This window comes from Flavimarina sp. Hel_I_48, assembly GCF_000733945.1.
Taxonomy (GTDB): Bacteria; Bacteroidota; Bacteroidia; order Flavobacteriales; family Flavobacteriaceae; genus Leeuwenhoekiella.
On record NZ_JPOL01000002.1, the window covers coordinates 2,363,868 to 2,384,706 of the forward strand.

Below are 20,839 nucleotides of genomic sequence, written 5' to 3' on the forward strand. Positions count from 1 at the left end.
GTTGCAAGTTTTGAAGCAGGCATTCTACTAGGTTTTGCCGAGTAAGGAAACCTTCTTGTAGGTCTTATTTACAAAATACATCCCTAAAATTCTAATAGCAATAAAAATTACAATAGTAAAACATGCGTACAATCATTCAACGCGTTAGCAAAGCTTCAGTAAGTATTGACGGAAAAGTGCATGCCGGTATCAAAAGCGGTTTTCTTGTTTTATTGGGCATAGGTCACGATGATACGGAGGAAGATATGGATTGGCTCGTTCGGAAAATCTGTGGTTTGCGGATATTTAGTGATGCTGATGGTTTAATGAACGAATCTATTCTTGATCAGGATGGAGAAATTTTAGTGATTAGTCAGTTTACCCTTTTTGCAAGTACAAAAAAAGGAAACCGACCTTCTTTTCTAAATTCTGCAAAACCCGAACACGCCATCCCGCTTTATGAAATGTTCATTAATAAACTCTCAGATATGCTTAAAAAACCGGTAAAAACGGGCATTTTTGGGGCAGATATGCAGGTTTCTTTAGTTAATGATGGTCCCGTAACGATTTCCATAGATTCAAAAAATAGAGAGTAAGTATTTGATTAAGTGGGGTGTTTTTACTTTATTTGCAAAGACCCCAAATTTTATGAAATATTTAATACGTTTTTTTCTTCTTTTAAGTGCGTTTCATTCCTATTCTCAGAATGTTGAATTCTCCCCGGTAACCGTAGATCCCTCTTTACTTGAAAATGCCGATAGCGTGGTTCGCGAAGAGCGTATCACCTATGATATCACAGATCCCAAAATTCTTATAGAAAAGGTCTATAAAGTTGTTTCGGTTTATAACAAATCAGGCAATGGGGATGTGGGCGCGTATGTTTTTTACGATGACGATCGTAAAATAAAAGACATCAGGGCAACCATTTATGATATGATGGGCAATGAGAAGGAGGTCTTTAAAGAAAGGGATTTTAAAGACGTGAGCGCTGTTTCTGGCGGTACACTCTACGCAGATGACCGCGTGCTCGTTTTTGAGTATACACCCACGGCCTATCCATATACCGTAGTTTTTGAATACGAGACAAAATCCAGAACGACCGCGTTTATACCTCGGTGGATCCCGGTGGCAAACTATGGCAGTAGCACCGCCCACGCCACCCTGGAGATTTTATATCCTGAAGAGGAGTCTATACATATCAAACAAGAACGGCTGAAAGAATTTGATGTTTCACATAAGCATGAGCCGGGAAAAGATGTCTGGGAAGCCCAGAACATCAAGGCAGTAAAAAAAGAATACCTATCTCCATCATTTGATAAAATTTTACCCGTGGTAAAATGCGCGTTACATTCATTTTATCTCAAGGGTGTACAGGGCAATGCATCCAGTTGGGAAAACTTTGGCGCCTGGATGAATGACAATCTAATAAGGGGAACAGAAGCATTGCCGGTTGAAACGGTACGCATGGTTCAAAATATGGTCAAAGACCTCCCTACGGATACTGATAAGGCAAAAGCCATTTATCAGTTTGTACAGGATAAAGTTCGCTATATAAGTGTACAGGTAGGTATAGGTGGGTGGAAACCCATGCTCGCAGCAGATGTGGATCATCTGGGATATGGCGACTGTAAAGCACTCAGCAATTATACTAAAAGCCTGCTCAATGCAGTGGGCGTGCCATCCTATTATACAGTGCTTTACGGTGATACCGAAAAAAGATCCATAGATAAGGATTTTATCGCCATGCAGGGCAACCACGTGATCCTGGCGTTGCCCCTTGATGATCAATATACCTGGTTAGAATGCACGAGCCAGACGGTTCCCTTTGGGTATTTAGGTGATTTCACAGATGACCGGGACGTGCTGGTCATCACAGAAGAAGGGGGGCAGTTGAAGCACACAAAAAAATATGATAAAGAGGATAATATAGCGCGTATTGCGGCAACCTTCAACCTTGATCTTCAGGGTGGTTTTGAAGGAAAGCTTCTAAAAACATCAGAAGGGATTTTCTATGGTGATCAACTTGGACTCCAGCGGTATGATGATAAAGCCTTTAAAAAGTATTACCTAAACGAATGGGGCAGGGTCAACAGGTTGGAGATCGTTGCAGTCGATCTGGAAAATGACCGTGACGCTGTATTGTTTACCGAAGATTTAAAGCTAAAAGCTCAGGCGTATTTAACAGCTATTAATACAGATTTTCTTTTTAAACCCAATGTTTTTGGGATGGATCCCAAAGATATCCCTGCCCGGTACGATAACAGGAAAACACCTTTTGATATAGACCGTGGTCAACAGAACAAAATACAGCTTTCATTCAATTTACCAGAAGGGTGTAGCATAGATGCCTTGCCGCAGCCTATTATTATAAACGCCCCATTTGGGAGTTATGAGGCTCATTTTTCCGCAGAAGGATCCTATTTAAACTACACGCGCACGCTAAGCCTTGATGAAGGGCATTATTCCGCAGCAGCCTATGACGCTTATAGGGATTTTTACAAGGAAGTGGTGCGCGCAGATGCTCAGAAAGTATTAATCAAAACCAAATCATAATGCGTAAATTTTTATTTTTAATTACCCTGCTTTCAGTGCTGCAGGGCATGGCCCAGGATTTTAAATATGGAAGGGTTTCCAAAGAAGAGCTTGAGGAAAAGGTTCATCCCAAATTTCCAGATGCCAATGCCGCGATACTCTTTAGGGATAATTATTCCCATTTCAACTATAACGATCAAGATGGTTTTATCCTGGTAACCGAAGTGCAGGAGCGTATAAAAATCTACAACACAGACGGGTTTAAAAATGCTACAAAGAGAATAAAGCTATATAAAGGTTCTAAGGACGAAGAGAATGTAAGCGGTTTATATGGGGTAACCTACACTTTAGAGAATGGCAAAGTAAAAGAAACCAAACTGGATAAAGACGGGATTTTTAAAGAAGAGCAAGACAAGTATTCAAATGTTCTGAAATTTACCATGCCTAACCTGAGCGCCGGGGCAGTGATTGAATATAAGTACACCGTACATTCCCCTTATTTAGGAAATTTAGATGAAGTTCGTTTTCAGGAACGTATTCCCTTAAATAAAGCCGAAGCGCGCTACTATTTCCCGGAATATTTCGGGTTTAAGATGCATTCCCGCGGAAGTCATTCCGTAGATATAGATAAAAGTTCAAGTACAAGAAAGATAAATCTGGGCTCTACTTTTAAACGAAGTTCAAATGGTGGATTTACCGGTACCACGTCGAAAGTGCAAAATAGGTCACTGGATTTTATGGAAGAAATTTACATGCTTGGCGCAAAGGATGTTCCACCCATGAAAGAAGAAAGTTTTTCTGGCAATCTCGATAATTATTTGACTGCTGTAAAATTTGAACTTTCTTATATACATTATCCCAACCAGCCCTTTGAATATGTATCATCTACATGGGAGGACGTAGCTAAGACAATTTATGACTCTCCATCCTTTGGCGGTGAATTGTCCCGATCTGGTTATTTTGATGATGCCCTTGCCCCCCTTTTAAAAACAGCTAAAACTGCAGAAGCTAAAATCAATTTGATCTATGAGTTCGTAAAGCAGCACATGACCTGGAATTCCTATATAGGGATCTATACGGAAGAAGGCTTGAAACAAGCTTATAAAAAACAATCTGGTAACGTTGCAGATATTAATTTGATGCTGGTGGCCATGCTGCGCCATGCAGGCCTTGAGGCAAATCCTGTACTTATCAGCTCAAAATCAAATGGCATTCCCTTATTTCCCACGCGCAATGGGTTTAATTATGTCGTGGCGTCAGTAGATAGCGGGGACTCCCGTTTATTGCTGGATGCTACCAGTAAGCAGGGTGAGATAGACATGCTTGAGCAACATTTGATCAATTGGAATGGCAGGCTTATAAGAGAGGATGGTACTTCTGAATGGACCAGTTTGCTTACGACCAAACCGTCTACAGAAAATATCATAGTTAATATAGATCTAAAAGAAGATTTAACGGTTACAGCCCATGCTAAAAACAGATTTATAGGATACAGTGCAATGGATTACCGAAATGCCTTTAGGGGATTATCGCAGGAAGAAACCCGTACCAAACTGGAAGCCATGAACAATGGTATTGAACTTTCAGATATTGAACTGGTGAATTTAAATGCTTTGTATGAGCCTGTCTCACTTTCCTATTCTTTTGAGCCGCTGACGTCTCTTGAGCAGGTGGGGAATAAAATTATCATATCCCCGCTTTTCCATCTAGCCATGACTGAGAACCCCTTTAAGGGTGCAGAACGTAAATATCCTATAGATTTTAAGTATCCCAGAAAAGAACGCTATATCATCTCAATTGTAATACCAGAAGGGTACCAGGTTGAAAGTTTGCCAGAAAGCACTGTGGTAAACCTTTTTGATGGTATGGGTAAATTCAGTTATTATCTCAAGGAGAACCTTGGTATGATACAACTAATTTGCGAACAGGCTATGAACACAGCTATGATGAGCCCTGATATGTACACAGAACTTAAGAACTATTACACTATGATCGTTGAAAAAGAGCAGGAGAAAATCATTCTTTCCAAAATCTAATAGGTATGATGCGTCCATTCTTCTTTTTTTTAAGCTTTGTACTTTTAGTGTATTCGGCACAGGCGCAGGAATTGAAACTTGGGAAAATAAATGCGAAAGAATATCATGATTTAGCAATTATCAAAGACAGTTCTGCCGCTGCCATCGTCTTAAAACACTACCGGGAAACTTATTTTAAATACGATGGGACAAAAGGCTGGATGATCATTACTAAAGTACAGCAACGCGTCAAAATTTTAAAAAAAGAAGGAATGCGTTATGCGACCCATAAAGTAGGTGCGTATAGGCGAGACGGTAAAGAAGAGTTCGTTAATGATATAGAGGGTTTTACCTATACGCTGGAAAATGGGCTTTTAGCAGAAGAAAAACTGAGTAAAGAGGCCGTTTATGAACAAAAGGAATCAGATCGCTGGGACAGTTATTCATGGACCATGCCTAATGTTCAAGTGGGCTCTATCCTTGAATGGGAATACACCCTTAATTCGCCATTTTATAAAGTTGATGATTTAATACTACAGCAGGACATTCCTGTCAAGGAGTACGAGGGAGTCATCCGTACGCCTATTGTTTTTCAATTTAACAAACTTAAGAAGGGCTATTTTGAGGTAACACCAGAAACGGAATTTAAAAAACGTAGTGACGGTGTCATTGTAGGTCAGGATACAGGTTATGGCCTATCGTTAATCAATTCTAAATCTGGTAATATTACTTTTACGGAGCAGGTTGATTCGTATACGCTGAAAGACATCCCGGCCCTTCAAAAGGAAACTTATGTAGATAATATTGAAAATTATAGATATACCATTGTTTATGAATTAAAATCGATTGAATATAATGAAGGTAATAAACAAAATTACGCAACCTCCTGGGATGATGTCGCAAAATCCATATTCAAAGCAGATCGTTTTGGCAAGCAGCTGGAAAAGACCAATTTTCTGAATGTTGATGCAGATGTTATAAAAAGAAAGGGAACTGGGATAGAATTGTTGGTAAAAAATTCATTTGATTTTATTCGCGATTCTTTTACCTGGAACGGTAAGTATGGTAAATATGTTGAAGAAGATCTCAAAGATGTTTATAAATCACGTTCTGGAAATGATGCAGAAATAAACCTTACGCTAATTGCCATGTTAAATGCATGTGGAATAGATGCCAGCCCTGTTCTGGTAAGTACAAAAGAAAACGGTATCCCTGTATTTCCTACGCTGGAGGGGTTTAATTATGTTATTGCTGCGGTAATGATAAATGAGAAACTCATACTCCTTGATGCCACCGAAAAAAATGGCCTGCCTAACCTGCTACCCAGTCGGGTATATAATTGGGAGGGCCGCCTGGTCAGAAAAAATGGATCTTCCAAGGCTGTAAACCTTTATCCTGAGCAGCCCACACAGCAAAATAGTATCGTAAATTATACCATTGCTGAAGGGGGCAAGATTTCGGGCATAGTAATGGAGCGTTACACGACACTCAATGCGCTTGACTTTCGTAAAAATAACAAGGGGGAGGCCATTGATGATAGTAAACAGAAGCTTATAAATGAACTTCACTTAGATGAAGTAAAAAACCTAAAGGTTCAAAATTTAGATGCTTTAGAGGAACCTATAGTGCAACAGTATAATTTTGATTTAGAAAATGCCTACGATCAGGTAGGGAATACTATTTACCTATCTCCCTTACTGTTCATGAAAATAAGTGAAAACCCATTCAAATCAGAAAATCGGCAGTTTCCGGTGAATTTCAACTATCCGTTCACTGAAACCAAAAACTTAAATATACGCCTGCCGGAAGGCTATCAGGCAGAACACTTACCGGAACAGATGAATATCGCGCTTCCTGAAAAAATGGGTAGTTTTAGCTATAAAATCGGCCAAAGTCAAAATACGCTAAATTTGAGTATTGATTTTACCATTAATAAGGCAGTTATTCCCGTTTTCTACCACGATGCTTTAAAAGATTTTTATAATGCCCGTATGGATAAAGAAAACGAGAAGATCGTGCTTACTAAAATAGAGCAATGAGTATAAAAAAATCCCAACAAGTAGTTGATAAATGGATCAATGACCACGGTGTTCGTTATTTTAATGAACTTACCAATATGGCCCAACTCACAGAAGAAGTAGGGGAGGTGGCCCGTATTATCGCCCGTCGTTATGGTGAACAGAGCGAGAAGGAAAGCGATAAAAATAAAGATCTGGGAGAAGAACTGGCAGATGTGCTTTTTGTTGTGCTTTGTCTTGCAAACCAGACCGGGGTAGATCTGCAGGATGCTTTTGACAAAAAACTGGACATAAAGACAAAACGCGATCATGATCGCCACCATAAAAACGATAAATTAAAGTAAATTTCCAGTTCAAAATAATTGAGACTTGAAACTACGACTCCACAAAAAAGAAGCACCTGTCCTTTCGGGAGCTATAAAAATCACAGGTTCAAAAAGCGAATCCAACCGTTTACTTATTCTACAAAAACTCTACGGTGACCTGACCATAGAAAATTTATCCAATAGCGATGACAGTCAGGTAATGCAAAAAGCCCTTATTTCTGAAGAGCCAGAGGTAGATGTGCATCATGCCGGTACGGCAATGCGCTTTCTTACCGCTTATTTTTCAATACAGGAAGGTAGGGAAACAATCCTTACCGGCAGTAAACGTATGAAGGAGCGACCTATTGGCATTTTGGTCAAGGCGCTTCGCGGTCTGGGTGCAGATATTACCTATTTAGAAAATGAAGGATACGCGCCTTTAAAGATTAAAGGTAAGATTTTAGAGACCAGTGCCATTGCCCTGGACGCCCATGTGAGCAGCCAGTATATTTCAGCATTGATGATGATAGGCGCTGCCTTGCCAAAGGGATTAACCATAACATTGATAGGTGAACCCACATCAGTGCCTTATATAGAAATGACGCGGGACCTACTGGGTCAACTGGGTATTTCTACTCATTTTGAGAACAACAAAATTTCCGTAGCGCCCGTTCAGAAAGCTGAAAAAAAGACTATTGTGGTCGAATCTGACTGGAGCAGTGCATCCTATTATTATGGTCTGGTGGCGCTGTCTGAAGAGGCCGAAGTCACATTGAGCAGCTACAAAAAGGAAAGTCTGCAAGGAGATTCCGCACTGGCCGGTATTTATAGAAAACTGGGTGTTGAAACTGTATATGGAGAAACTTCAATCAAGCTGATAAAAACCAGGGATTTTCAGCCAAAACATCAAAAAATTGATCTGGTGAACAGCCCAGATATTGCCCAGACCATCGCGGTAACCTGTTTTGGTATGGGTATAGGTTGCGAACTTACCGGCCTTCATACGTTGAAAATCAAAGAAACTGACAGGCTTGAGGCTTTAAAGGTTGAACTTTCCAAGCTAGGGGCAAACATATCGGTAACGCAAGATAGCCTACATCTGGAACCTACGGCGGTAATTAATCCAGATATCATTATTAAAACCTATCAGGACCACCGAATGGCCATGGCTTTTGCGCCGCTCGCAATGCGCGTTCCCATATACTTTGAAGATGCTGAAGTAGTCAATAAATCCTATCCTGATTTCTGGAAAGATCTAGCGACTCTGGGAATAAATTCTGAAGAGGTTTAAAAGGGTTTTAAATTAAATGGCCAAATACTTGACAACCCCTATGTTGAGGTTGTATATTTGCACTCTTTTTTAAAACACAAAAAAACCAGACTTCTATGGGAATGAAACTCTCGCAATTTAATTTTGATCTGCCCAAAGAGCTTTTGGCGGAATATCCTTCTGAAAACAGGGACGAATCCCGTCTAATGGTCCTCAATCGTAAAGAACAGACCATAGAGCACAAGCAATTTAAGGATCTTATAGATTATTTTGAGCCCAATGATGTCATGGTTCTCAACAATACAAAGGTTTTTCCTGCAAGACTTTACGGAAATAAAGAAAAAACAGGCGCGCGTATAGAGGTTTTTTTACTTCGCGAACTTAATCCAGAAACCCGTCTTTGGGATGTGCTTGTTGATCCTGCACGTAAGATTAGAATAGGGAACAAACTCTATTTTGGCGATGATGAAAGTCTCGTGGCAGAAGTTATAGATAATACCACGTCAAGAGGCCGTACCCTGCGTTTTTTATATGATGGTACGTACACAGAGTTCCGTAATAAATTGACCGAACTGGGTGAAACCCCATTGCCCAAGTATATCAAAAGGGATGTGGAGCCAGATGATGCAGAGCGCTACCAGACTATTTATGCTAAGGAAGAAGGCGCTGTTGCCGCACCTACAGCCGGCCTGCATTTCTCAAAACATTTGCTGAAAAGACTTGAGATCAAAGGCATTGACTTTGCTGAAGTTACCCTACATGTTGGTCTGGGAACGTTTAGCGCCGTTGAGGTCGAGGATCTTTCCAAGCATAAAATGGATAGTGAGGAAGCGTATATTCATAAGCCTGCCACAGATATTATAAACAATGCACTTTCTGAAAAAAGACGTATTTGCGCGATTGGTACCACTGCGATGCGCGTGCTTGAAAGTGCAGTGAGCTCTAACCACTCACTTAACGAATTTGGTGGATGGACCAATAAATTCATCTTTCCTCCGTATGACTTTACAATAGCCAACTGTATGGTGACCAATTTTCATACGCCTAAGTCTACTTTACTCATGATGGTTTCTGCATTTGCAGGACATGAGTTCATGAAAAAAGCTTATGAGGAAGCGGTTAAGGAAAAATATAAATTCTATACTTATGGTGACGCTATGTTGATTATATAAACAGCGCTCCTACATTATAAAAAAGGCTGTCTATTTTCTTAGGCAGCCTTTTTTATTTCTAAAAACAGATTTAAGACGCAATTATTACTCTGTTTTAAGCGGTTTTTTAGCCTTTTTTGGACATTTTTGAAGCATTTGGCATTCAATACATTGACCATTTAGCGGAAGGAATTATAAATTGTAAATTTGCATTATGGTAGCAACGGAGAAAAAAGACATACGCGCATTAACACGTGACCAACTCAGGGATTATTTTTCTGAACAGGGAGAGAAAGCCTTCCGTGGAAATCAGGTGTATGAATGGCTCTGGAACAAGGGCGCACATTCTTTTGACGCGATGACAAACATCTCAAAAGAAACGCGTGCCTTTCTGGATGCGCATTTTGTGATCAACCATATAAAGGTTGACCAGATGCAGCGCAGCAATGACGGGACCATAAAAAACGCGGTTAAACTGCATGATAATCTTGTGGTTGAATCTGTGCTTATCCCTACCAGTAAGCGTACAACCGCCTGCGTATCGTCACAGGTGGGCTGTAGCCTTAATTGTCAATTTTGTGCTACCGCGCGCCTTAAGCGTATGCGCAACCTCAATCCAGACGAGATTTTTGATCAGGTAGTGGCCATTGACCGCCAGAGCCGTCTCTATTATGACCGCCCACTTTCTAACATTGTATTTATGGGTATGGGGGAGCCACTCATGAATTATAAAAACGTCATCGCGGCAATAGATAAGATCACCAGTCCTGACGGACTGGGCATGTCGCCTAAGCGTATCATGGTTTCTACTTCAGGGGTACCCAAGATCATAAGAAAAATGGCAGATGACCAGGTAAAATTCAAGTTGGCCGTTTCCCTGCATGCCGCCCTTGATGAAGTACGAACGGATATTATGCCTTTCAATGAGCAGATGCCGCTTGAAGAATTAAAGGATTCTTTAAAATACTGGTATGCTAAAACAGGTCAGGAGATTTCATACGAATACGTGATCTGGAAAGACATAAATGATCGTCAAAAAGACATAAACGCGCTGGTGGACTTTTGCCTGGCCATTCCCAGTAAGGTCAACTTGATAGAATACAATCCTATTGACGATGGCAAGTTTCAGCAGGCGCCTCCAGAGGTAATAGAGAAATATGTTGCCGCTTTAGAACGCGAAGGGATTACGGTCACCGTGCGCCGTTCCCGCGGAAAGGACATTGATGCAGCTTGCGGTCAACTGGCGAATAAACATTAACTACTGAATAAAATCCTACCTGGGCCTTAAAACTTTTATCGCTTCATTTATTGCATAAAAGGACCTTAAATCGGCTATAAACCCTAGGATTTATAGCCAATTTAAGGGAAATAGTGTTATATCAACGCTTTAAAATCTTAAAACTGCTTGTGCCGTTTACTGTTGCTGCCCGCGCAATATAGATGCCATCTGCTAGACCAGCTAAGCTGAACTGTGCAGATAAGCCCTGTAATTTTTTGGAGCGCAAGAGTTGGCCTTGCATTGAATATAATTCTATTGCCGTTAATAGACTGGTAGCTTGAAGACTCAATTGATCATCATGCGCATTGTAAAAATGACTAACCGAGGCCGTTTCAACGGTTTCTATACTTAATATATCTGGTTCTAGTGAATAGTCAAACAAAAAGAGAAACCCACTGGGTGCTGCTGATGTTGTTTTAAAGGTAAGATAGTAGTCTCCAGTGGTCTGTGGCGTAAAGGATACATCATTTATATTAGTCGCATTATCATAAATAGTGGCGTCCGTTCCTTGTTGTACAATACCTGTAGCTTCGTATACAAGGGTCATATCTGCAGTTTTTTCCCTGCTGCTGGCCATAAGCACTTGCAGGTTTTCATTCGCGTCATCACGAGGGGCATTCCCACCATTATAAGAAAATGAGATATTGTACGCTTTCCCTGCGATAAGGCTGAGTTTTGGAGAAAAAAGGTAATCTTCCTTGTTTCTGTCCTGATTGGCACTGTTCAACGCAAAATAGGTGACATTGCCATTCCTTTTAAAATCGGCCCCATCCGCATTCCAGGAATTGCCATCGCCGTCTCCGTCTAATGTGGTATGACAGGATTGAAATTCTTCCAGATCTGTGAAGTCTATAGCAATCCTTTCCCCGGGATTGCAGGTTTCTTCACTTTCAGTAAGGCTAAAATCAAAACCCTGATTGTTGTTTTTATCATCAAAAACGATGTAATAGGTAGATCCATTTTCAATTTCAAAACTCACGCTAGAAAATTGAATACTCCCAGACTGATCATCATTCTGCGCATAACACTGCAGCTCACCGCAAGACCCGGTAAGAATACTCAAGTTGGTGTCTATATCGTTATTTTGACTGAGCGCACTGTTTACGGTTGCGATGCCGTCGCGGGTAGCGGTATAAGTAAACCATGCGCCACCCCTGGCCTTGCTTGTGGGATCACATATATTTGGAGAATCACCACGCTGTATGGGAGCTACGGTATGTATGCCCGGAGAAATATCCTCTGCGGAAGCGCACGTACTTTGCTCTGGAGAATCTGGAAGTTCTTCTTGTGTAAGGGAGAAATTATCAATTCCCGCGTAATAGCTCCACCGTCCATTGTCATTATAAACAAACCTAACACGGAATGCCGTATTGGCATATCCTGTGACATCCGCCTGATATAAATAGGGGTTCCAGTTATCATTAAATGTTTTAATAACAACCCAGCTAGTACCATCGTATACCTCAATACGCAATGTTTCACCCTGGTCTTCGCCCCATAATCCTATCTCTACAGTTAGTAAAAGTGGAGTCGTATTCGCTACATTATATACAGGGGTAAGCAAAGATACTCTGCTGGGTGAATTATTATTACCACAGGCTTCATCATTAAAAATAAGTGCTGTAGAACTAAAATTTAGTCCCCTTGGCGGGTCGTTTGTAAAGGTATCCCAGTCACATGGACCGCTGTTCACAATAGTTGACCATCCTGAGGGAAATTGGCCATCATTGAAGTCGGCTGAAGCTATTTGAGAATAGCCATTGGTAGAAAAGGTAATGAAAAGTATAAGCAGAAAATAAGGTAACGCATTCATAAATTAAGAAGTTGGTTTTGAGTTTTACAAAGAAATAATAAGATTCTATGTTAGTCTACTTCTAATGTGTTAAACATTGGTTTTTAAGGTTAAAAATGTGAATTTACAGGTTTAGGTTATATTTGCACTGACCTATGAAAAAAGTGGAACAGATCAAGCAGCCTATTGCCCTGGAAATGGAACTTTTTGAGAAAAAGTTCTCACTCTCCATGAAGTCCAGAGTGCCCCTGCTCAACAGGATCACACATTACATCGTGAATAGAAAAGGGAAGCAAATGCGGCCTATGTTTGTGTTTCTAGTGGCAAAAATGCTGGGCAAAGAGCATTTTAATGATCGTACCTATCGTGGCGCTGCCGTTATAGAACTCATACATACCGCAACCTTGGTACATGATGATGTAGTAGATGAAAGTTACCGTAGGCGCGGATTTTTCAGCTTAAATGCACTATGGAAGAACAAAATTGCCGTGCTTGTAGGGGATTTTTTACTCTCTAAGGGACTTTTACTCTCTATAGATAATGAAGATTTTGACCTTTTAAAGATTATTTCGGTGGCGGTCAGGGAGATGAGCGAAGGCGAACTTTTACAAATTGAAAAAGCCCGAAAGCTTGATATAACCGAAGCTGTTTACTTTGAAATCATAAGGCAAAAAACGGCAACATTAATAGCGGCCTGTTGCGCCATGGGGGCTTGCGCCGTTCACGCAAACGAGGATATTGAACCCATGCGAAAATTTGGAGAGCTCATAGGGCTCGCTTTCCAGATCAAGGATGACCTTTTTGATTATGGCTCGCAAAAAATAGGAAAACCCACGGGCATTGATATCAAAGAACAGAAAATGACCCTCCCCTTAATCTATGCGCTCAACCATGCAGACCGAAAAGAGCGTGCCTGGCTCATTAATTCTGTTAAAAATCACAATAGGGACAAAACACGCGTAAACGAGGTTATCGCTTTTGTAAAAGAAAAAGGAGGTCTTGAGTACGCGATAGGTAAAATGATCGCCTTAAAGCAAGAAGCGCTAGTTTACCTTGATAAATATCCTGACTCTCCTTATAAAGAATCACTTATAGCGATGGTAAATTATGTTATAGATCGTAAGCGGTAATTTTTTTTAGAATACTATGTCGTGACCACCGGTGCTGCATTATTATTTAATCTTGCCTTTTTCTTACCAGATTTGTTCAATTTTCTATTAAATCGTGCCGTAAACGTGGTACCGTCCTTTTCATTGCTTTCTACCTTAATTTTTCCGCCGTGGGCCTCGGCAACCATTTTTACCAGGGCCAGTCCCATACCCCAGTTTCTATAGGAGGAATAATCACTTTTTTCTTTGGATAGAAATTCAAATATATTTTCTTGCTTGGATTGATCTATAGGATTACCGTTGTTTTTTACGCTCAGGAACACAAATTTATCCTGTATCGTCAAATTTATTTGTATAGGAGAGGTCCCGTCACCATGTTTTACCGCATTTGTTATAAGATTTTCTAGTAATCTCCGTATAGAGGTCTCATCAAATATACCTGTAATGGAATCTTCAGTTGCAGTAAATACTATCTTCTGGGTATAAATATCACTGGCTTCTTTATAAACTGCCTTAAGTGGTTCAACAATATTTAACTCTTCAAAATTGAGGGTAATTCCTTCACCTGCCCTAATGGCAATAGAATCCATAAGGCCTTCGATAAGACTTATTGCCTTTTCCAAACTTCTCGAAGTAGTGGTCATCATCCTTTTAGACATCTCTTCATCAAGATTATTTCCCATCATCTGAAGTGAAATCTGGGCAGCTGAAAGTGGATTGCGTATGTCGTGAGCTAAAGTGCCTATAAGCTTTTCCTGCATTTCCTGGATGGCTTTTGCAAATGCATCTGCAGATTTTAGCATAGCGGTTTCTATGGTGTATTTTAAAACGCTCTCAATGGTATTGTCGTGGCAATTGGCCTCAATAAGCTTTTCTGTCAGGACATCACGAAAAATGATATATTCATGTATCACCTGTTCATTAGTATATTCTAATGTGCTTGCACGATGTCTCCCATGATAAACGCTGTTATGTATTATTTTCCTAAAAACATCATCCTTGTCAAGTGCATTTCTTTCAATACTTCGTTCAAATATATCAGCAATATCCTCAAGGATATTGGGTAAGTGATCGTATAAAATCAAGGTATTTGTAGCGGCTGAGGCAGGAACTTTTTCTTTTACCAGTTCTTCCCAATCTGACATAATAGCTGGGATATTTTTATTTACAAAAGTTGCAGCGTTCTCCATCTGATGACTTTAGGTGCTTATAAAACGTTAGAAAGCATAAAATTAAGTTAAAATACTAAATAATGAAAACTTTGAACGTCTTCTTCTGCATAAATTCTGACATTCAATTGAACATGAGCGCAATCAAATATCATTTTTTTTTAAGTCCAGGCAACCTTATCGTCTATAATCGCGTCTATGTAAATAGAAGCATCTGTGAAACCTAAACCACGTGAAAGTCATACCATTTTTCAGTAGCGAAAAACTGCTTATAGAAAAAGCATCGTACGGAAACCGTTCTGCACAGCAGCGACTGTTCAACCTGCATGCCCCTAAAATGCTGAGCGTCTGCAGGCAGTACCTGCCTGAACTGCAACGTGCGGAAGAGGCGATGTGCAATGGTTTTCTTAAAGTATTTAAAAATCTGAAAAGTTTTAAACATGAAGGAAGTTTTGAAGGCTGGGTACGGCGCATCATGGTCAGGGAATCGATTTCTTACCTGCGCAGTGAAAAGAAACTGAGGTTTACCGAAGTAGAGATTGATGATAACCTTCAGGTATATGACCCTGCGGTGAATGATCTGGAGGTTGAGGAAATACAGCGCCTCATTGATTCCCTTCCAGACGGTTACCGCGCAGTTTTTGTGCTTTATGCGGTAGAAGGATACCAGCACAACGAGATCGCAGAGATGCTAGAAATAACGGAAAGTACCTCAAAATCGCAGTTGTACAAAGCGCGCAAAAAGTTGCAAATGCTTTTAAAAACATTAAATATGTACCAAGATGGCACCCATGAAATTTGAAGAAAATATAAAAGAAAAACTGGTAGACCGAAAAATAAACCCATCTGAGGATGCCTGGCAGCGCGTGGCAGAAAACCTGGAAAATAATTCCGTCAAGACAAAAAACAATACAACTTATTGGGCAGCGATCGCCGCTGGTTTTATTGGGATTTTGATTGTTGCCGGTGGTTTATTTCCCGATTTGGAAACGGATAATAGTCCTACTGTGGTTCATTCTAAAAATACTATTAAAGTAGGGGGAGAAACTAATTCAACTGAAAAACAACTCGAAATACCTCAAAATCAGTCACAAATAACCCAAAATCAACCAGAAAAACAGCTGAATTTGCCTAAAAATGATGGCAAACCTGAACAAAATCCTGTTACTCCTGAGCAGGTAATCCTTGACCTACCAGTACAAAACAATCAGGTCGCTGATGTCAATGAAGAGGGCAATACCATAAAAGCGTTTGATGCTGCACAGCGGCAAACCATAGATGATGAAGTAACGAGGTTGCTTACACAGGTAGATTCGCTGGCAAGAAATGATACGATGGTAACAGATGCCCAGGTAGATGCGCTTCTGGCAGAAGCACAGAGAGAACTCCTTGGAGACCGCATTTTTAAGACCCAAAATGAAAATCTTAGCGCCACCGCGCTGCTTCAGGAAGTAGAAGATGATCTGGAACGTTCCTTTAGGGATAAGGTTTTTGATGCCCTCAAAGAAGGCCTGACCAAAGCGCGTGAGGCGGTTGCTTCCAGAAACAATTAAAAGACAAACAACTAAAATCAAATATTCATTCATCAATCTTCTTTGATGTGGCTGCCCACGGCTAGCTGTGGGCGTTGCATTGCGGAAACTAAATCAAATCACTATGCGAATAATTATTCTAACGATTGCCACAGCAATCCTCACGTTATTGAGTCGGCCTGCATTCTCACAGGAAACGCGACCAACTTCAGAAAAGGATACCATCAGCGTTCAAAACCGTATCAAAACGCTGGAAACCGAAAAAGCGCGGCAGATCGCATTAGAGAAACAAGACCTTAAAGAGAAGATAAGTAACGTTGAGGAACAACTTGCGGCCAATGAAATCAATAAAGAGGAGGCAGAAGCACTGAAAATGGATTTTGCTAAAGCAGCTGCAAAAAATATTGAAAACAGAAGTGCCATCATTGACAACCAGATAGCTTTATTAGCGCGCAACGAAGACATAAATGTGGAGGACAGTTCTTTTAAACTGGTTTTCAACACAGATTCTGGTCGCTTTTTCGGGTTTGAATTTGAGAACAATAACGACACGGTTCTTAAGGTGAAATATGATATACGTACCACTTCATCACTGTTAATAGCCGCCGGACTCAATAACGCGATCATAGAAGGCCAGTCGCTTGAGGATTCACCGTACAAAATAGGTGGTAGCCGTTTTTTTGAAATTGGCTGGGTATGGAAAACCCGTGTTTTTGAGCAAAGCAACTGGTTGCGTTTTAACTATGGTTTTTCCTTTCAATTTAATGGACTGAAGATGGAAGACAACCAGTATTTTGTAGAACGCGGCGATCAGACGGTTCTGGAGACTTTTCCATTAGATCTTGACAAATCAAAACTGCGCTTTGACAATTTTGTGATCCCGCTGCATTTTGAGATCGGTACTTCAGAAAAAGTGGTCAAGGAAGATCGCATCCGCTACAAAACAGATCATAAATTTAAGCTGGGACTTGGTGGATATGCCGGTCTTAACTTGAAAACCATTCAGAAATTAAAATATGAAGAGGATGGAAATGACCGAAAAGATAAGCTGAAACGCAATTACAATACTAATAATTTCATATATGGCCTTTCGGGTTATGTAGGTCTGGATAATTTTTCGGTTTATCTTAAATATGACCTCAACACTATTTTTAAAGACAATCCGGTCGACGAGCGTAATGTTTCCCTGGGTGTACGTTTTGATCTGTAAAACCCATAACCGCCGAAAGGGGAATTTGTAAAACTTTATAGACCTCACAGGTTTTTAAAACCTGTGAGGTCTTTTCTTGTAGAGGAATTGAAACGCAATTGAAACTGCCTCAATGCAGGCGTATTTGCACGCTTATGGGCAAATGATCTGATCCTATATTCTCTCCTGCAGTCCTGCTCAAAACCTCAATGTTTTCTGAAATCAAACAATGGTCTAAAGTAGTTTGAAACGCGAAATAGTTGGCCGGCCAGGTTGGCAATAGTCCATAACCTATCCTTGAATCTTTTAGGCCGTCGTCAATGAGTTTGTCAAAATGATTTGAAAATGAAGAAGTATTAAAATCACCGATGATGATAAGGTGCTGGGCAAAGGTGCTGCGGTTGTTCACAATATAATGCAACTGTTCATTACGGCTTTTAAAGGCGTAGTTGCTAAGCGGAGCATCAGGATGCATGGCAATAATGGAAACTGGTTTTTTATGGAGTTCAAAATTGCCCACAATGGAAGGTTTGCTAAGGGGGCTAAATACTACTACATCAGATTTCATTTCAATTTTACTCAGTAGGGCGATGCCAAAATTATCAGATCGCGGCAGTAGTTTTTTATAGCGATACTTCTCAAGTATGGGCTTTAAGTTCTTTTCCCAAAACGGATTGAATTCCACTAAGGCAAGAATATCAGGATCTTCCTTTAAAATATAGTTTTGTACCGCATTAAAATCTGTATTGCCAGACCATAAATTAATACTTCCTATTTTTAAATCCGCTTGGTCTGTTGCTTCAACAGGATCCTGATGGAAATAGTAAGGATAGAGAAAGCCAATGTTCCAAAGGAGTGTGACGGTTAATAAAACGACGGCCAATCTTTTTTTCTGAAATAAGAAAAGAACTACCAGCAGTAGTAAAAATGCCGCGAGCGCGTATTGTAGTTTATAATGGGAAAAAAGATCAAAAAGCCAGTAGGTTGAAATTAAATTGGGCAAAACCGACAATACCCAAACAGCAATAATGCAAATCCATACGAACTTTATTAAATAGGATTTCATCATATAATATAGTTTAAGCCTAATGTAAACTTATGAATATCTGATTCCTAATGATAACTTCCAAAGAAAAATAAAATTGAAAAAAAGCTTTTGCGGCTTAAAACCTGGGCGTAAAAACGTCCAAAACACGCTATATTTAGGGTTAATTGGATCATTTTTGACCTTTAGCTTTCGTAATATTAATACTTGGATTCCCGCAAAATTCTATGTTCTAAACCTTATTTTTGCAAATGATTTTGGGGTTTATTTGGTAGAAAAAACTTCAAAAGTATGTTTTTGACTGAATTTCTAAAAATGATGGTTTCCAAGTAATTTTTAATCGAAAAACGCGCTGATTTTGATACACGCTTTTTACGTCACGCATGCGATCTGACCTATTTTCCGAAATAAAATTCCGGTCAAGTTTAATAAAAATAGTAAGATCAATAACAATAACAATACATAGAAATTGATATCAAAAACCACCATAGACAATGTGTTTGAAGCCGCCCGGGTAGAGGAGGTGATTGGTGATTTTGTACAGTTAAAAAAATCAGGCAGTAACTTTAAAGGCTTGAGTCCTTTTAGTGATGAGCGCACCCCCAGTTTTATGGTTTCTCCCGTAAAGCAAATCTGGAAAGATTTCTCAAGCGGAAAAGGGGGTAATGCGATTGCGTTCCTTATGGAGCATGAGCATTTTAATTACCCGGAAGCCATTAAATATTTGGCTAAAAAATACAATATAGAAATTGAGGAAACTGAGCAGACTGATGAGCAAAAAGAAGCGGCAGATGAGCGCGAGAGCATGTATCTGGTCAGCGAGTTTGCAAAAGACTATTTTCATAAAATTCTTCTAAACGCTGAAGAGGGCAAAGCCATAGGGCTTAGTTATTTTAAGGAGCGCGGTTTTACGTTAGAGACGATCAAGAAATTCCAGCTGGGCTACTCGCCAAATATCTGGGACGCTTTTACCAGTGAGGCGCTGCGAAAAGGCTACCAACTGGAATTCCTGGAAAAAACCGGGCTCACGATCGTAAAGGACGATGCTTCAACAGGTTCAGCGACCAAGCAGTTTGACCGTTTTAAAGGTAGGGTGATGTTTTCCATACAATCGCTTTCCGGCAGGGTTTTGGGTTTTGGGGGGCGTATTTTGACCAATGAAAAAAAAGCGGCCAAATACCTCAACAGCCCAGAAAGTGATATTTACCATAAAAGCAAAGTGCTTTATGGGATCTATTTCGCCAAGCAAAGCATCGCAAAAGAAGATAACTGTTACCTCGTAGAAGGATATACTGATGTGATCCAGATGCATCAGCTGGGCATCGAGAATGTCGTGGCTTCCTCGGGAACCGCGCTCACCCCAGAGCAGATTCGACTTATTAATCGCTTAACGCCAAATATCACCGTGCTTTTTGATGGTGACGCGGCCGGGCAGCGTGCTTCCCTGCGCGGTATAGACCTTATTCTTGAACAGGGGATGAACGTAAGGGTGTGTTCCTTTCCGGAAGGGGAAGACCCTGATAGTTTTTCAAAAAATAATACCCTGCACGAAGTACAGGAATATTTAAGTGAAAATTCCAAAGATTTTATTCAGTATAAAGCTTCATTGCTTGTAGCGGAAGCGCAAGGGGATCCTATCAAAAAAGCCGGACTCATACGCGATATGGTAGAGAGTATAGCTAAAATTCCAGATACGATCAAACGGGAGATTTACGTGCAGGAATGCGCCCGGATTATGGATATTAAGGAAGATGTCCTTTTTAATACCCTGGCCCAGATCAGAAATAAGGAAAGTAAGGGTGGTGAGCCTAAAAGCGCTGCTAAACAGGGCAAAACCATGGAAGTGGTGGCTAAAGAAAAGGTTGAAAAAATTGACCGCCAGTATGTACTGGAGCGTAAAATAATCGAGTCTTTATTACTGTATGGTTCCCACAAAGAAACTTTTGAAGATATCGTAATACAGGAAAACGAGGCCGGCGAACTTGTTGAAAAACATATAGAATTGGAACTCTTCGTTTATGAAAAAATCTATCTGGAACTGCAACAGGACGAGATTGAATTTGCTAACGATACATTTAAAGAACTCTACTCAAAAATCATGGATTCACTCAATATAACGCGTGAGGATTTTAAGATCGAGGAATACATCAATAGTCTTGAAATGAGCGAGTCTAGCGAAGTATCAACTATTATAATGGATTATGACAAGTACCACCTTCATCGCTGGGATGCCCATGAAATTTATGTCAAGTTAAAAGAACAGACCATAAGTCAGTATGTGATGCAGACTATTCTGTACCTTAGAAAGTTCTACATCAATGAGCGTATTCTAAAATTGCTTGAAAACGTAAAAGCTGCAGGTAGCAGCAGGGAAATTATGGAAGAAGTGATGGATTATAAAAAGCTGGATAAGATCATTTCTGAAAAACTGGGAAGTACGATTTAACCTCGCAA

The 20,839-nt window shown here is 40.2% G+C and carries 16 protein-coding genes; 13 read left to right on the forward strand and 3 right to left on the reverse strand.

Features of this window, described 5'->3' with window-relative positions; all coding sequences use genetic code 11:
- Positions 1-122 precede the first annotated feature (122 nt).
- From dtd to rlmN, 8 genes are all read left to right on the forward strand, one after another.
- A complete protein-coding gene (gene dtd, locus P162_RS10430) occupies positions 123-575 on the forward strand; it encodes a D-aminoacyl-tRNA deacylase (protein WP_031427343.1) in 453 nt (150 codons plus the stop codon).
- Positions 576-627: 52 nt separating this feature from the next.
- Positions 628-2,532 carry a DUF3857 domain-containing transglutaminase family protein gene (locus tag P162_RS10435; protein ID WP_031427344.1) on the forward strand — a complete coding sequence of 635 codons (1,905 nt, stop codon included), beginning with the start codon at positions 628-630 and terminating at the stop codon, positions 2,530-2,532.
- Entirely contained in the window at positions 2,532-4,547 is a 2,016-nt protein-coding gene (locus P162_RS10440; protein WP_031427345.1) for a transglutaminase domain-containing protein, read from the forward strand. Before P162_RS10435 ends, P162_RS10440 begins: the two co-directional genes overlap by 1 nt.
- 5 nt (positions 4,548-4,552) lie before the next feature.
- Positions 4,553-6,565: a DUF3857 domain-containing protein gene (locus tag P162_RS10445; protein WP_031427346.1), complete on the forward strand. Its 2,013-nt coding sequence runs from the start codon at positions 4,553-4,555 to the stop codon at positions 6,563-6,565.
- On the forward strand, positions 6,562-6,888 hold the full coding sequence (locus tag P162_RS10450; protein WP_031427347.1) for a nucleotide pyrophosphohydrolase: 327 nt from the start codon (positions 6,562-6,564) through the stop codon (positions 6,886-6,888). The genes P162_RS10445 and P162_RS10450 overlap by 4 nt, the downstream gene beginning before the upstream one ends.
- Positions 6,889-6,913: 25 nt before the next feature.
- Entirely contained in the window at positions 6,914-8,140 is a 1,227-nt protein-coding gene (locus tag P162_RS10455) for a 3-phosphoshikimate 1-carboxyvinyltransferase (protein ID WP_031427348.1), read from the forward strand.
- Between the two features lie 95 nt (positions 8,141-8,235).
- The gene (queA, locus tag P162_RS10460; RefSeq protein ID WP_031427349.1) at positions 8,236-9,291 is read left to right on the forward strand and encodes a tRNA preQ1(34) S-adenosylmethionine ribosyltransferase-isomerase QueA; all 1,056 of its coding nucleotides are present in this window, start codon (positions 8,236-8,238) and stop codon (positions 9,289-9,291) included.
- A gap of 193 nt (positions 9,292-9,484) precedes the next feature.
- Positions 9,485-10,528, forward strand: coding sequence for a 23S rRNA (adenine(2503)-C(2))-methyltransferase RlmN (gene rlmN, locus P162_RS10465; protein WP_031427350.1), 1,044 nt, complete (start codon positions 9,485-9,487; stop codon positions 10,526-10,528).
- A 121-nt stretch (positions 10,529-10,649) separates the two neighbouring features.
- Here the strand turns inward: rlmN and P162_RS10470 are convergent, their stop codons facing one another.
- Positions 10,650-12,362, reverse strand: a complete 1,713-nt coding sequence (locus P162_RS10470; protein ID WP_031427351.1) for a T9SS-dependent choice-of-anchor J family protein — start codon at positions 12,360-12,362, stop codon at positions 10,650-10,652.
- Between the two features lie 134 nt (positions 12,363-12,496).
- Between P162_RS10470 and P162_RS10475 the strand changes: the two genes are divergently transcribed.
- Entirely contained in the window at positions 12,497-13,471 is a 975-nt protein-coding gene (locus P162_RS10475; RefSeq protein ID WP_031427352.1) for a polyprenyl synthetase family protein, read from the forward strand.
- A gap of 14 nt (positions 13,472-13,485) precedes the next feature.
- Here P162_RS10475 and P162_RS10480 read toward each other — a convergent pair whose 3' ends face one another.
- Positions 13,486-14,640 (reverse strand): sensor histidine kinase, encoded by a 1,155-nt coding sequence (locus P162_RS10480; RefSeq protein ID WP_031427353.1) that lies wholly within the window; start codon positions 14,638-14,640, stop codon positions 13,486-13,488.
- A 211-nt stretch (positions 14,641-14,851) separates the two neighbouring features.
- Between P162_RS10480 and P162_RS10485 the strand changes: the two genes are divergently transcribed.
- The 3 genes from P162_RS10485 to P162_RS10495 all read left to right on the forward strand — a co-directional run bounded on the left by P162_RS10485 (position 14,852) and on the right by P162_RS10495 (position 17,361).
- On the forward strand, positions 14,852-15,421 hold the full coding sequence (locus P162_RS10485) for an RNA polymerase sigma factor (RefSeq protein ID WP_031427354.1): 570 nt from the start codon (positions 14,852-14,854) through the stop codon (positions 15,419-15,421).
- Positions 15,402-16,172, forward strand: coding sequence for a hypothetical protein (locus P162_RS10490; RefSeq protein WP_164076244.1), 771 nt, complete (start codon positions 15,402-15,404; stop codon positions 16,170-16,172). Before P162_RS10485 ends, P162_RS10490 begins: the two co-directional genes overlap by 20 nt.
- Positions 16,173-16,275: 103 nt before the next feature.
- Positions 16,276-17,361, forward strand: coding sequence for a hypothetical protein (locus tag P162_RS10495; protein ID WP_031427356.1), 1,086 nt, complete (start codon positions 16,276-16,278; stop codon positions 17,359-17,361).
- 109 nt (positions 17,362-17,470) lie between these two features.
- On the opposite strand, the gene P162_RS10500 is transcribed toward P162_RS10495, so the two are convergent.
- Entirely contained in the window at positions 17,471-18,409 is a 939-nt protein-coding gene (locus tag P162_RS10500) for an endonuclease/exonuclease/phosphatase family protein (RefSeq protein ID WP_031427357.1), read from the reverse strand.
- A gap of 445 nt (positions 18,410-18,854) precedes the next feature.
- Between P162_RS10500 and dnaG the strand changes: the two genes are divergently transcribed.
- Positions 18,855-20,831: a DNA primase gene (gene dnaG, locus P162_RS10510; RefSeq protein WP_031427359.1), complete on the forward strand. Its 1,977-nt coding sequence runs from the start codon at positions 18,855-18,857 to the stop codon at positions 20,829-20,831.
- Positions 20,832-20,839: the final 8 nt, after the last annotated feature.